The organism is Nocardia sp. NPDC057353 (assembly GCF_042667085.1).
Lineage (GTDB): Bacteria > Actinomycetota > Actinomycetes > Mycobacteriales > Mycobacteriaceae > Nocardia.
In genome coordinates, this window is the sequence record NZ_JBHVAK010000005.1 from 114,778 (window position 1) to 130,438 (window position 15,661).

Sequence of the window (15,661 nt, forward strand, 5' to 3'; positions counted from 1 at the left end):
TCAGTGTAGGCAGCGGTCGCCGCCTGCCGCACACTCGTTCTATCGTCGGCGCAGCGGCCGTGTTGCACCCGAGATACCGGGGCGCCGGTCTCGGGGGCATGGCCGCGCCGCACTCTATCGGGAAGTACCTGCCGTCCGCTCGGCACCGTCCGCGCCGAGCAGCCCGGCCAGCACCGGCCCCAGCTGGACCAGCGCCTCCGGCTCCATCATGCGCAGATGGGTGGAGTCGATCGAGTGCTCGGCCACGGGGCGGTCGGTATACGGCCGCCAGGCCGCGGCGCCCGCGTGCGGCGCGGCGCCCGGGTCCAGCCGGGTGACCCCGACGAAGTCGATCCGGCCGTCGTAGGCGGCGGGGCGGTACCGGGTGACGTGCTCCACCGCGCGCACCGCGCCCCGGTAGATCCGGCGGATCCGGTCCGCGGTGAGCACGGCCAGGTCGGCGGGGACCGACTCCAGCAACACCGCGAGCGCCTCGTCGCTCAGCTCGCCGAGGCTGCCCGCGTCCGGCAGCGCCTCCGGCGCGATCCCCACCTCGGCGAAGGCGGTGCGCACTTCGTGGCGGAAATCGTCCAGGTCGATCCCGGGCACGCCGTCGAGCACGGCCAGCAGCTCCACCTCGGCGCCCTGCTCGCGCAGCCGCACCGCGATCGCGTGCGCCAGCACCCCGCCGAGCGACCAGCCGAGCAGCCGGTACGGCCCCTCCGGCCGCACCGCGCGGATCTCGGCCACGTACCTGGTGACGATGTCGGCGACGGAGAGCGGCCGCCAGTCGTCCTCGGAGAGCGCGGGCGACTGGATGCCGATAATCGGCTGCTCCGCGGGCAGGAACCGGGCCAACCCGGCGTAGGCCCAGGCCAATCCGGACATGGGGTGCACGCAGAAGAGCGGCGGCGCGGAGCCCGCGAGCCGGATCGGCAGCAGCACCCCCATGGCGGCGTTGCCGTCGCCGTCGGCGGCGAGCGCCTCGGCGGCGCGCGCCGCCACCCCGGCCACCGTCGCGTCGCTGAAGAACACCGCGACCCGCAGCTCGGCGCCGCCGAGTTCGCGAATCCGGTTCACCACCTTCGTCGCCAGCAGCGAGTTGCCGCCGAGTTCGAAGAAGTCGTCGTCGGCGCCGACCCGGTCCACCCCGAGCACCTCGGCGAAGACCCCGGCCACCAGCTCCTCGCTGAGCGTGGCGGGTGCACGGAACGCGCGCGCGGCGAAGACCGGCTCCGGCAGCGCCGCCCGGTCCAGCTTGCCGACCGGGGTGAGCGGGACGCTGTCCAGCACGGTGATCGCGGACGGCACCATGTAGCCGGGCAGCCGGGCGGCGACGTGCGCGGTCAGCGCCGCGGTGTCGATGTCGCGGCCGACCACGTACGCCGCGAGCCTGCCGTCGCGCCCGACGGTGACCGCGAAGTCCACGCTCTCGTGCGCGGCCAGCGCCGCGTCGATCTCGCCCAGCTCGATGCGGAAACCGCGCACCTTGACCTGGAAGTCGGAGCGGCCCACGTACTCGACCTCGCCGGCGCGGGTCCAGCGCACCACGTCACCGGTGCGGTACATCCGCGCCCCGGCCACGAACGGGTCGGCGACGAACCGCTCGGCGGTCAGCCCCGGCCTGGCGTGGTAGCCACGCGCCAGCTGGATGCCCGACAGGTACAGCTCACCCGCGACGCCCACCGGCACCGGCCGCAGCCCCGCGTCCAAGATCAGCGAGCGCATGCCGCGCACCGGGCCGCCGATGGTCACCGGCTCGCCCGGCACCAGCGGGTCGCTGATATTGGTCATGATCGTGGTCTCGGTCGGGCCGTACCCGTTGTGGAAGGCGCGGCCCGGCGTCGCCCACCGGCCGACCAGCTCCGGCGGGCACGCCTCGCCGCCGGCGACCAGCACGCGCAGCGTGTCGAGGCCGGACGGGTCGAAGGTGGCCAGCGCCGCCGGGGTGATGAAGGCGTGCGTCACCCGCTCGCGCGCGATCAGCTCGGCCAGCTCCGCGCCGCCGTACAGGTCGGTCGGCGCGACCACCAGCGTGCCGCCGCGGGCCAGTGCCAGCAGCAGCTCGAGAATCGAGGCGTCGAAGGACGGCGAGGCGAAGTGCAGTGCGCGGGAATCGGAGTCGAGGGCGTAGCGCTCGGCCTGCTCCTCGGCGAAGTTCGCGAGGCCCGAATGCGTGACCACCACGCCCTTGGGCACGCCGGTCGACCCCGACGTGTAGATGACGTAGGCCGGATGCTCCGGACGCAGCGGCCGCAACCGCTCCCCGTCGGTGATGGGCGAACCGTCCCACTCGGAGAGGTCCACATCCTCCAGCACCAGCCAGCGCGCCGATTCCGGCAGCCCGTCGCGGACCTCGCGCACGGTCAACCCGAGCGGCGAGCCCGAGTCGGTGACCATGTGCGCGATCCGCTCGGCCGGGTAGTTCGGGTCCACCGGAACGAACGCGGCACCGGTCTTGGCGACCGCCCACGCCGCCAGCACCGAATCCGCCGACCGCGGAACACCGACCGCGACCAGGTCCTCGGTACCGACCCCGGCCTCGATCAACAACCGCGCCAGGCGGTTGGAGCGCTCGTCCAACTCGCCGTAGGTAACCGTCTCCCCGCGGAACACCACCGCGGGCACGTCGGGCGCGCCGATGGTGAACAGCTCCGGCAGCGGACGCGCCGGGACGGCGGCAGGCCCCGACCTGGCGATCAGCTCGGCCCGCTCCCCCGGCGCGAGCACGTCGGCGGCGCCGACCGGCGCCGAGGGATCGGCGACCAGCGCGCCGAGCACCCGGACGAACCGCTCGGCGAAGCCAGCGGCGGTCTCCGGGTCGAACAGGTCGGTGGCGTACTCCAGCAGCCCGGCGATACCGCCCGGCTCCCCGTGCGCGCCGGTGACCTCGCTGAGCGTCCACTGCAGGTCGAATTTCGCCACCGCGGTGTCGGACTCGACCCCGGCGACCCGCAGCCCGGGCAGCTCGAACTCGGTGGCGGGCAGGTTGGCCAGCGAGAGCACCACCTGGAAGAGCGGGTGCCTGGCCTGCGAGCGCACCGGGTCGAGCAGCTCGACCAGCCGCTCGAAGGGGATGTCGGCGTGCGCGAAGGCGGCCAGGTCCACCTCCCTGACCCGGCCGAGCAGCTCGGTGAAGGGCTCGGCGGGCTCGATGCCGGTGCGCAGCACCAGCGAGTTCACGAACATGCCGACCAGGTCGTCCAGCTCGGGCTCGCCGCGGCCCGCGATCGGCGTGCCGACGGCGATGTCGTCGCCGCCGGAGAGCCGGGCGAGCAGCACCGCGAGCGCGGCGTGCACCAGCATGAAGAGCGTGACGTTCTGCTCGGCGGCGAGCGCGCGCAGCGCCCGGTGCAGCTCGGGGTCGACGGTGAAGGCGGTGCGCGCGCCCGCGAAGCTCGCGGTGCCTGGCCGGTGCCGGTCGGCGGGGAGCGCGAGCTCGTCCGGCAGCCCGGCGAGCGCGGTGCGCCAGTACCCCGCCTGCGCGGCGAGCACGCTCTCCGGGTCGTCCTCGGCGCCGAGCACGCGGCGCTGCCAGAGCGTGTAGTCGGCGTACTGCACCGGCAGCGGCGCCCAGGCCGGGCCGGCCCCGGCCGCCCTGGCGGTGTAGGCCACCATGAGGTCCCTGGTCAGCGGCCCGACCGACCAGCCGTCGGCGGCGATGTGGTGCGCGACGACGACCAGCACGTGCTCGTCGGTGCCGATGACCCGGAACAGCTCCACCCGCACCGGCACCTCGGCGGTGACGTCGAAGCCGTCGGTGAGCACCGACTCGACGCAGGGCAGCAGGTCGTCGACGGTGACCAGCTCGGCGGAGAGCCCGTCGAAGGCCGCGCGCACCGAGACCACCTCCTGCACCGGCCCCTCGGCGGTGCGCGGGTACCTGGTGCGCAGCACCTCGTGCCTGCCGACCAGGTCGGCGACGGCCTGCTCCAGCGCGGGCACGTCGAGCGCGCCGGTGAGCCGGACCGCGATCGGGATGTTGTAGACCGCCGAGCCGGGGTCGTACTGGTTCAGGAACCACATGCGCTGCTGCGCCAGCGAGAGCGGCAGCCGCTCCGGCCGCTCCACCGCGACCAGCGGCGGCCGCGCCCCGGAGCCCGCGTGCTGCTCGGCCCGCGCGGCCAGCGCGGCCACGCTGCCCGCCTCGAAGACCGCGCGCACGGGGACGGTTGCGTCCAGCGCGGCGCCGATCCTGGCCACCACCTGGGTGGCGAGCAGCGAGTTGCCGCCGAGCGCGAAGAAGTCGTCGTCCGCGCCGACCCGCTCGACCCCGAGCACATCGGCGAAGACCCCGGCCACGATCTCCTCGATCGGGGTGGCGGGCGCCCGGAACTCGCGGGAGCGGAATTCCGGCACCGGCAGCGCCTTGCGGTCCAGCTTGCCCGAGGTGTTCAGCGGGAACTCGGGCAGCACGGTGACCACCGCGGGCACCATGTACCCGGGCAGCGCCGCGGTGACCCGCTCGCGCACGTCGTCGGGGTCGAGTCCGGCGCCGGGCTCCGGCATCACGTACCCGGCCAGGAACTCGCCGGTGGCGCCCGCCGCCACCAGCACCGCGGCCTGCGCGACCCCGGCGACGCCGAGCAGCGCCGTCTCGATCTCGCCGAGCTCGATGCGTTGGCCGCGGAACTTGACCTGGAAGTCGACCCGGCCGCCGTAGACCAGCACGCCGTCGGCCCGCCATGACACCACGTCACCAGTGCGGTAGAGGCGGGATCCGGGCGGGCCGAACGGGTCGGCCACGAAGCGGTCCGAGGTGAGGTCGGGGCGCCGGACGTAGCCGCGCGCCAGTTGTACCCCGCCCAGGTAGAGCTCGCCGGAGACACCGGCGGGAACCGGCCGCAACCGCGAATCCAGCACGTAGACGGTGCAGTTCCACTCCGGGACGCCGATCGGCACGACGGCGGTGTCGGCGGCGGTGACCTCGTGGTAGGTCACCGAGACCGCGGCCTCGGTGGGGCCGTACACATTGTGCACGGCGGCGTCGGAGACCTTGGCCAGCGCCGTGACGGTCTCCGGCGGCAGCGCCTCGCCGATCACGAAGACGTCGCGCAGCGTGGCCAGGTCCGCGCGGGCCGCGTACTGGGCGAAGACGTTCAGCATGGACGGCACGAAGTCGGTGCGGGTCACCCGGTGCGCCCGCACCAGCTCGGCGATGTGCCGCGGGTCGCGCTGCGCGCCGTCGGCGGCGAGCACCAGCCGGGCGCCGCTCGCGGGCGGCAGGAAGTACCCCCAGATCGAGACGTCGAAGGTGGAGGCGGTCTTCTGCAGGTAGACGTCGTCCGGGCCGAAGCCGTAGTGCTCGGCCATCCAGGCGATCTGGTTGGCCACCGCCCGGTGCGTGACGGTCACGCCCTTGGGGCGGCCGGTGGAGCCGGAGGTGAACAGGATGTAGGCCGTGTTGTCCGGGGCGGGCACCGGCAGCGGGCCGTCGAAGCCCGGCTCACCGGCCAACTCCTGCACCACCAGCGGGGACTCGACCGGCACCGGGAAGCCGGTCTCGGCGGAGGTCAGCACCACCGCGGGGCGCGCGGTGTCCAGGATGTGCCCGATCCGCTCGGCCGGGTGGCCGGGGTCGATCGGCACGAAGCAGCCGCCCGCGCGCAGCACGGCGTACATGCCGACCACGAGCTCGATGCCGCGCGGCAGGGCCAGCGCCACCGGCACCTCGGGCCCGACGCCGCGCGCCGCGAGGATCCTGGCCAGCCGCTCCACCCGCGCGGAGAGCTCCGCGAAGGTCAGCTGCTCGGTCTCGGTGACCAGCGCGGTGGCCTCCGGGTCGGTGCGCACCCGCTCCTCGAAGCCCTGGTGCAGCAGTGCGCTCCGCACCGGGTGCGCGGTCGAGTTCCACTGCCGGAGCAGCCGCTCGGACTCGGCCGCGCCGGCGAGCGGGATGTCGCCGACCACGGTGCCGGGGTCGCCGACCACCGCGCGCAGCACCCGCTGCAGCCGGGCGACGAACTCGGTCACCGTCGCCGGGTCGAACAGGTCGGTGGCGTAGGTGACGCCGCCGACGATGCCGGTGGGGACGCCGTCGGCGTCGTAGTTGTCGCCCACGATCAGGTGCAGGTCGAACTGCGAGAGCGCGGTGTCGATCTGCACCCCGGAGAGGCTGAGCCCGGGCAGCTCCAACTCGGCGGCGGCGAAGTTCTGGAACGAGAGCCCGACCTGGAACAGCGGGTGCCTGCCCGGCGAGCGGGCCGGGTTCAGCACCTCGACCAGCCGCTCGAAGGGCACGTCGGCGTGCGCGAAGGCCTGGATGTCGGTGCCGCGCTGCCGGGCCAGCAACTCGGTGAAGCGCTCGTCGGGGGCGATCCGCGAGCGCAGCACCATGGTGTTGACGAACATGCCGATGAGGTCGTCCAGCCCCGGCTCGGCGCGGCCCGCGATCGGCGTGCCGATCACCACGTCGTCGGTGGCGGCCAGCCGGGCGAGCAGCACCGCGAGCGCGGTGTGCACCACCATGAACAGGGTGGCGCCCTGCTCGCGGGCCAGGTCGACGAGCGCGGCGTGCGTCTCGGCGTCGATCTCGACCGGGACGATGCCGCCCGCGTAGGAGCGCACCGCGGGGCGCGGGCGGTCGGTGGGCAGCTCCAGCTGGTCCGGCAGCCCGGCCAGGGTCTCGGTCCAGTAGGCGAGCTGCTCGGCGGCGAGCGACTCCGGGTCGTCCTCGGCGCCGAGCAGGGCGCGCTGCCAGAGCGCGTAGTCGGCGTACTGCACCGGCAGCGGCGCCCAGCCGGGCGCGTCGCCCCGGGTGCGGGCCGCGTAGGCGATCATCAGGTCGCGGGTGAGCGGGGCGACCGAGGCGCCGTCGCCGGAGACGTGGTGGATCGCCATGGCCAGCACGAAGTCGTCCTGCGCGAGCTGGAAGAGCACCACCCGCAGCGGGACCTCGGCGGTGACGTCGAAGGCGGTGGTGACGAGCTCGGCCAGCGCGCCGGGGATCGCGTCCGCGGCGAGCGGGCGGATCGGGAGCTCGGGGCGCGCCCGCTCCGGCGCCAGGATCACCTGGGCCGGGCCGTCGGGGGTCTCCGGGTAGACGGTGCGCAGGATCTCGTGCCGCTCCACCACGTCGGCGATCGCGGCGTGCAGCGCGGCGGTGTCGAGCGCGCCGCGCAGCCGGACCGCGACCGGGATGGTGTAGGCGGCCGAGCCGCGGTCGAAGCGGTTCAGGAACCACATGCGCTGCTGCGCGGGCGAGAGCGGGATGTGCGCCGGACGCGGCCCCGCGGTGAGCGGCGGCCGCGCCCCGCCGCCCGCGGCCTGCTCGGCCCGTGCCGCCAGCCCGCCGACGGTCGCGATCTCGAAGAGCACCCGGACCGGCAGGTGCGCGTCCAGCGCGGCCCCGATCCGGGCGACCACCTGCGTGGCCAGCAGCGAGTTGCCGCCGAGGCCGAAGAAGTCGTCGTCCAGCCCGATCCGCCGCTCGGTGCCGAGCACCTCGGCGAAGACCCCGGCCACGATCTGCTCCACCGGGGTGACCGGAGCGCGGAAGGCCGCCTTCTCGAAGACCGGCTGCGGCAGCGCCTTCCGGTCCAGCTTGCCGCTGGGGTTGAGCGGCATGGCGTCCAGCGGGACCAGCGCGGCCGGGACCATGTAGCCGGGCAGTCGGGCGCCGAGGTGCTCGCGCAGCGCGGCCGGGTCGGCCGTCGCGGGCACCACGTAGCCGACCAGGCGGTCGCCGGTGTGCGGGTCGGTGTGCAGCACCACGACGGCCTGGCTCACCGCGGGGTGCGCGGTCAGCGCGGCCTCGATCTCCGGCAGCTCGATGCGCAACCCGCGCAGCTTGACCTGGAAATCGGTGCGGCCCAGGTAGGTCAGGGCGGCGTCGGGGCCGCGGCGGACCAGGTCGCCGGTGCGGTACATGCGGCTGCCCGCCGGGCCGAACGGGTCGGCGACGAAGCGGTCCGCGGTGCGGGCGGGGTCGTTCTGGTAGCCGCGCACCACCTGGGCGCCCGCCAGGTACAGCTCCCCCGCGACGCCCGCAGGCACCGGGTGCAGCCTGGCGTCGAGGACGTAGGCGGCGGCGTTCCAGACCGGCGCGCCGATCGGCACCGCGCCGGGCACCTCCGCCGGGACCGGCGTGTGCGTGGCGTGCACGGTGAACTCGGTGGGGCCGTACAGGTTGTACAGCGCGGCCGGGGTGATCCGGCGGACCGCCTGCACCACGGCGCCGGTCAGCGCCTCGCCCGCGATGAGCAGCGCGCGCAGCGAGGTCAGCGCCTCGGCGTCGGCGCCCGCGGCGAAGACGCTCAGCATGGAGGGGACGAAGGAGGTCATGGTGACGCGCTGCGCGGCGATCACCTCGGCGAGATAGCGCGGGTCGCGGTGGCCGTCCGGGCTCGCGACCACCATGCGCCCGCCGACGCTCAGCGGGCCGAACAGCTCCCACACCGAGACATCGAAGGTCGCCGGGGTCTTGAACAGCACCACGTCGTCGGCGCCGATGCCGTACTCGGCGGTGATCCAGCGGATCTGGTTCACCACCGCGGCGTGCGGGACGGCGACGCCCTTCGGGCGGCCGGTGGAGCCGGAGGTGAAGATGACGTATGCCGGGTGCTCCGGGCGCAGCGGGGCGTTCCGGTCGGCGTCGGTGAGCGGGGTGTCGGCGTAGCCCTCCAGGTCGACGGTGTCCAGGTCGAGCGCCGGGTGTGCGCCCGCGTCGAAGCCGTCGGCGGTGAGGACCAGGACCGGGGCGGCGGTGTCCAGGATGTGGCCGATCCGGTCCGCGGGCTGGTCCGGGTCGAGCGGGACGTAGCCGCCGCCCGCCGCCAGCACCGCGTGCGCGGCGACCACGAGCCGCACCGAGCGGCGCAGGCCGAGCGCGACCAGGGTCTCCGGGCCGACACCCGCCGCGGTGAGGCGGCGGGCCATGCGGTGCACCCGCGCGCCGAACTCGGCGTAGGTCAGGGTTTCGCCGTCCGGGTCGACCAGCGCGGTGGCGTCGGGGGTGCGGCGGAGCTGCGCGGCGAGGAGTTCGGGGAGCAGCGGGTCGGGGCCGATGTCCCTGGCCTCGATGGTGTGCGGCAGGCGCGCCGCCTCGGCCGCGGAGAGCAGCGGCAGGTCGCCGACGGGGGCGGTGGGGTCGGCGGCGATGCCGGTGAGCAGCCGGACGTAGCGCTCGGCGAAACCGGCGACGGTCTCCGGGTCGAAGAGGTCGCGGGCGTAGGAGAACTCGGCGGCGATGCCGTGCTCGCCCGCCTCCCGCAGTGCGAGCATGAGGTCGAACTTGGCGGTGTCGATGGCGAAGTCGACCGCCTCGACCCGCAGCTCCGGCAGCTCCAGGCTCGCGTCGGGCAGGTTCTGCAGCGAGATCATCACCTGGAACAGCGGGTGCCGCGCCGTGGAGCGCTCGGGGTCCAGGATCTCGACCAGCCGCTCGAAGGGGATGTCGGCGTGCGCGAAGGCGGCAAGGTCGTGGTCGCGGGTCTGCGCGAGCAGGGCGTCGAACCCGGCGTCGGGGGCGATCTCGGTGCGCAGCACCAGGGTGTTGACGAACATCCCGATGACGTCGTCGAGCTCGGCCTCACCGCGCCCGGCGACCGGGGTGCCGACGACCACGTCGGTACTGTTCGCGAGCCGGGCGAGCAGGGCCGCGAGCGCGGCGTGCAGCACCATGAACAGGGTCGTGTTCTGTGCGCGGGCCAGCTCGGTCAGCGCGGTGTGCAGCGCCGGGTCGATCAGGAACTCGTGCTGCCCGCCCGCGAAGGACTGGGTGGCCGGGCGCGGGCGGTCGGTGGGGAGCGCGAGTTCGGCGGGGAGGTCGGCGAGCCGGTCGCGCCAGTAGGCGGCCTGGGCGGAGAGCAGGCTCTCCTGGTCGTCCTCGGCGCCGAGGACCGCGCGCTGCCAGAGGCTGAAGTCGGCGTACTGCACCGGGAGCGGGGTCAAGGCGGGCGGCTGCCCGGCGGCGCGGGCGGCGTAGGCGAGCATGATGTCGCGGGTCAGCGGGCCCATGGACCAGCCGTCGGCGCTGATGTGGTGCGCGACGAAGGCGAGCACGTAGGCGCCGGGGCCCTGCTCGAGCAGGGCCGCGCGGAAGGGCGGGTCGACGGTGACGTCGAAGCCGGTGCCGAGCACCGCGGCGAGCTGCTCGTCCAGGTCGCCCGCGGGGATCGGGGCCAGCTCGGGGGCGACCCGGTCGACCGGGAGCACCACCTGGTGCGGGACGCCGTCGGCGTCGGCCGGGTAGACCGTGCGCAGCGTCTCGTGCCTGGCGACGACATCGGCGACGGCGCGGGCCAGCGCGGCGGTGTCCAGCGTGCCGGTGAGCCGGACCGCCATCGGCAGGTTGTTGACCGCCGACTCCGGGTCGAGGCGGTTCAGGAACCACATGCGCTGCTGCGCGAGGGAGAGCGGGACGCGCGGCGGGCGCACCCCCGCGACCAGCGGAAGCCGTTCGCTCGGCTGCCCGCTCGGCAGCGCGGCGGCCAGCCCGGCGACGGTGGTCTGCTCGAACACCGTGCGCACCGGCACCCGCGCGCCGGTCAGCGCGCCGAGCCGGGCCGCGACCCTGGTCGCGACGAGTGAGTTGCCGCCCAGCTCGAAGAAGTCGTCGTCGGCGCCGACCCGCTCGACCCCGAGCACCTCGGCGAACACCGCCGCCACCGCGCGCTCGGCCTCGGTGGCGGGCTCGCGGTAGACCCGGGCCACCGCCTCCGGGACCGGCAGCGCGCGGCGATCCAGCTTGCCGCTGGCATTGAGCGGGAAGGCGTCCAGCACGACCAGGGCCGACGGGACCATGTACGACGGGACGCCCGCGCCGACATGCGCGAGCAGCTCCGCCTCGGACCAGGACGCGCGGCCGCCGTCGGGTGCCGAGCCCGGTCCGGCAACGCCCGGCCACTCCTGCGCACCGCCCCCGGACTCCGCAGGACCGGACGCGCCACCGGCGATCTCCACGCCCGGCGCGGGGACTACGTACCCGACCAGCCGGTCCCCGGTGGCACCGCGCAGCAGCTGCACCGCGGCCCGCTGCACCGCCGGGTGCGCGAGCAGCACGCTCTCGATTTCACCCAGCTCGATCCGCTGCCCGCGCAACTTCACCTGGAAGTCACTGCGCCCCAGGTACTCCAGCGCCAGACCCGCACCGGTGCGCACCCAGCGCACCACGTCGCCGGTTCGGTAGAGCCGCGTCCCGTCCGGCCCCGCGACGAATCGCTCGGCGGTCAGCCCCGGCGCGGCGGCGTACCCGCGCGCCAACTGCACCCCGGACACGTACAGCTCGCCCGCGGCGCCGACCGGGACCGGCACCAACTGCCGATCCAGCACGGCCACAGCGGTATTGGCCACCGGCGCCCCGATGGGCACACCCGTCCCCCCGCGCGCCTCCGCGACCGGGAACGCGCTCACCACGGTCGCCTCGGCGGGCCCGTACCAGTTGTCCACCCTGACCCCGGGCAGCAGCGCCGCGGCCCGCGCCGCCGTCTCCCTGGACAGCGCCTCACCCGCGGCGAAGACGAAACGCAGCGCGGGCAGCGTCGCATCCGCCACCGAGTCCAGGAACGCCTCCAGCATCGACGGCACGAAGTGCACCGCCGTCACCGCGTGCTCGGCCAGCACCCGCGCCAGGTACACCGGATCCCGGTGCCCCTCCGGCTCGGCCACCGCGATCGCGGCACCGGTCTGCAACGGCCAGAACAGTTCCCAGGTCGAGATGTCGAAGGTGATCGGCGTCTTGAACAGCACCACGTCCCCGACGCCGTGCGGGTACTCCCGCTGCGCCCACCGGAACTGGTTCACCATCTGCCGATGGGTGATCACGACGCCCTTGGGCCGCCCGGTCGAGCCGGACGTGTAGATCACGTACGCGACATTCCCCTGCTGCGGTGCGCGACCCGAGAACGCCTGTCCCGCAACGTCGTCGACGGAGACCACCGGCACGTCGATCGCCGTGGTGAACCCGTCCCGCCGGGTGGTCAGCACCAGGGCGGGCCCGGCGCTGCCGAGCACGTACTCGCTGCGCTCGGCCGGGTGGTCCGGATCGATCGGCACATACCCCGCACCGGTCCGCAGCACCGCGTAGACCGCGACCACCAACTCCACCGAGCGCCGCATGGCCACCGCCACCAGCGACTCCGGGCCGACCCCGCGCCCGGCCAGGTACCCGGCCAGCTCGCGCGACCGGACGTCCAGCTCCCGGTACGACAGCGTCTCGCCCTCGGCGATGACCGCGGTGGCGTCCGGGGTCCGCGCGACCTGCGCGTCGAAGAGCGAGACCAGCGTCGCCCCGTCCGCGAACTCCGGCACGGCCGTGTCGTTCACCTGCGCCAGGACCGCACGCTCACCCGCGGTGAGCACGTCGACCTCGGCCACCCTGGCCCCCGGCTCGGCCACGAACCGCGCCAGCAGCGCGGCGAACCGATCGGCCAGCACCCGCACCTGCTCGTCGTCGAAGACCTCGCGCAGGTACTTGATCGTCACCTGCCACCGCGCGTCCGGCACCACCATGACGGTGAGCGGGTAGTGCGAGCCGTTGACCCCGGTCGCGCCGGTGATCTCCATTCCGTCCAGTGCGGCGGCCGCGTCGGTGAGCGCGGCGGCGTCCACCGGGAAGGACTCGAAGACCAGCAGCGAGTCGAAGAGGTCGGGCACCCCGACGGCCGCCTGGATCTCGCTCAACCCCACGTAGTGGTGGTCGAGCAGCCCGGCCTGCTCGGCCTGCAGCGCCCGCAGCACCTCGGTCAGCGTGCTGTCCGCACCGAGCCGCACCCGGACCGGGATGGCGTTCAGGAACAACCCGACCATCGACTCGACACCGGGCAGCTGCGGCGGCCGCCCGGAGACGGTGGCGCCGAAGACCACGTCGTCGCGGTCCACCGACCGGGCGACGAGCAGCCCCCATGCCGCCTGCACCACGGTGTTGACCGTGACCCCGACCTCGCTCGCGACCCGGGCCAGCCCGGCGGTCTGCTCGGCGCTCAGCGCGAACCCGAACTCGCCGATCCCCTCGGCCAGCTCCCGGCCGCGCCGCGCGGGGGCGAGCGGCGTCGGCTCGTCGAAGCCCGCCAGCGCCGCGCGCCATGCCTCGACCGACTCGCCCTGGTCCCGCCCGCCCAGCCAGGCCAGGTACGCGCGGTAGGAGCGCACCGGCGGCAGCGCGGCCGCGGTGCCGAGCGCGTAGACGGCGAGCAGGTCCTGCATGAGCAGCGGCATGGACCAGCCGTCGATCAGGATGTGGTGCGCGGTCACCAGCAGCCGCCACGCCCGCGGTGCCGTCCGGATCAGGGCGAAGCGCAGCAGCGGCGCCCGCCGCATGTCGAACCGCTCGGCCAGGTCGGCGGCGAGGAAGCGGTCGACCTCGACCGCCGCGGTGTCGGCGTCCAGGTGCGCGAGATCGACCGCCCGCCAGGGCAACTCGACCCGGTCCAGCACCACCTGCACCGCGACGCCCGCGCCGTCCTCGGCGAAGGCCACCCGCAGGTTGTCGTGCCGGTCCAGCACCGCGGCGGCCGCGTCCCGCAGCCGCTGCCCGTCCACCCGACCACCCAGGTCGATCACGAACTGCGTCATGTACGCGTCGATCGACGACTCCGCCAGCAGCGCGTGGAACAGCATCCCCGACTGCAGTGGCGTCAGCGGCCACACCTCGGCCAGCCCGGGGTACCGCAGCGCCAGCCGCTCCCTCTCGGCCTCCGGCACCGGGGCGAGCGCGAGCGCCGCCTCGTCGGCCACCGGCTCGGCGGTGTGCGCGCGCCCGGCCAGCGCCTCCAGCGTCCGGCTCTCGAAGACCTCGCGCGGGGTGAAGACGACGCCGCGGGTGCGCGCGCGGGAGACCACCTGGATGGCGGTGATGCTGTCGCCGCCGAGCGCGAAGAAGTCGTCGTCCAGCCCGACCCGCTCGGCGCCGAGCACCTCGGCCAGCACCTCGGCGATGGCGAGCTGCACCGGCGTCTCCGGGGCGCGGTAGGTCTTGTGCTCCAGCACCGGCTCAGGCAGCGCGCGCCGGTCCAGCTTGCCCACCGGGGTGAGCGGGATGGTGTCGAGCGCCATGATCGCGGTCGGCACCATGTGGCCGGGCAGCCGCGCCTCGGCCAGCTCGGTCAGCGCCGCGGTGTCCACCGCCGCGCCCGCGGCGGCGTGCACGTAGGAGACGAGAATGGTGGCGCCGCTGTCCAGTTCGTGGCCGACGGTGACCGCGAAGTCGATGTCGCGGTGGCTCGCGAGCACCGCGTCGATCTCGCCGAGCTCGATCCGGAAGCCGCGGATCTTCACCTGGAAGTCGTTGCGCCCCAGATATTCGATCTCGCCGGAGGGCAGCCTGCGGACCACGTCGCCGGTGCGGTAGAGCCGGGAGCCGTTCTCCCCGAACGGGTTCGCCACGAAGCGCGCTGCGGTGAGCGCGGGGCGCGCGTGGTAGCCGCGCGCCAGCTGCGCGCCGGTGATGTAGAGCTCGCCGACCACGCCGTTCGGCACCCGGCCGAGCCGCTCGTCCAGCACGAACTCGCTGATATTGCGGATCGGCCTGCCGATGGTCACGGGCTCGCCGGGCACCAGCGGGTCGCTGATGTTGGTCATGATCGTGGTCTCGGTGGGGCCGTAGCCGTTGTAGAACTCCCGGTCGCCGAAGGCCCAGCGCCGCACCAGGTCCGGCGGGCAGGCCTCGCCGCCCGCGACCACGACGCGCAGCTCGTCCAGCCCGACGGGGTCGAGCGAGGCGAGCACCGCCGGGGTGATGAAGGCGTGCGTCACCCGCTCCCGGCGCAGCAGCCGGGCCAGCTCGTCGCCGCCGAAGATCGCGGGGTCGACCACGACCAGCGCCGCCGCCCCGCCCAGCGCGAGCAGCAGCTCCAGCACCGAGGCGTCGAAGGACGGCGAGGCGAAATGCAGTGCGCGGGAGGTGCTGTCGACCCGGTACCGGTCGCGCTGCTCGTCGCAGAAGCTCTGCAGCCCGGCCTGGGTGACGACGACGCCCTTGGGCAGCCCGGTGGAGCCCGAGGTGTAGATGACGTAGGCGGCGTCGTCCGCGCGCAGCGCCCGGCGCCGGTCCAGGGTGGTGACCCGCTCCGGCGACCACGCCTCCAGGTCCGGCTCGCCGTCGATGGTGATCCACTCGACCGCCGCTGGCAGCTCGTCCCGGATCGCGCCCACCGCGAGCCCGAGCACCGCGCCGGAATCGCGCACCATGTAGGCCACCCGCTCCCGCGGGTACCTGGGATCGACCGGGACGAACCCGGCGCCGGTCTTGGCCACCGCCCACACCGCGAGCACCGACTCCAGGGAGCGCGGAATGCCGACCGCGACCAGATCCCCCGGCCCGACCCCGCGGGCCAGCAACAGCCGGGCGAGCCGGTTGGAGCGCTCGTCGAGCTCGGCGTAGCCGAGGCTGCCGTTGGTCTCGTCCGCGCCCGCGAAGACGACAGCCGTGCCCTCCGGGTTGGCCTCCACCGCCGCGGTCATCAGCTGGGGCAGGGAAACGAGGCGCGACCTGCGGGTGCGCGCAGCCCTCGGCCGGGCGGCACTGGTCATGCCCAGCTCACCCCGACAGCTCCGACTCCCCGTCGCCTACCAGCCAGCACGTCACACCCACCGATCGTTTGCTCCCCTGTCAACACCGACTGGCCCCCAGAACAAGCATCGAATGCGGACACCGGGTCCGTTACCATCCGCGCGGGCACAGCCGAGCAGCGTACGCGCGGTTGCGGGCTCCGCGGGAAACCGCGCTCCGGGCACTCGACCCAGT

At 74.5% G+C, this 15,661-nt stretch carries 1 pseudogene; it reads right to left on the reverse strand.

From position 1 onward, the window contains the following. Window positions 1–114: 114 nt before the first annotated feature. A pseudogene (locus ACFUUZ_RS04255) lies at window positions 115–15,378 on the reverse strand (amino acid adenylation domain-containing protein); the annotation flags it as partial. Window positions 15,379–15,661: the final 283 nt, after the last annotated feature.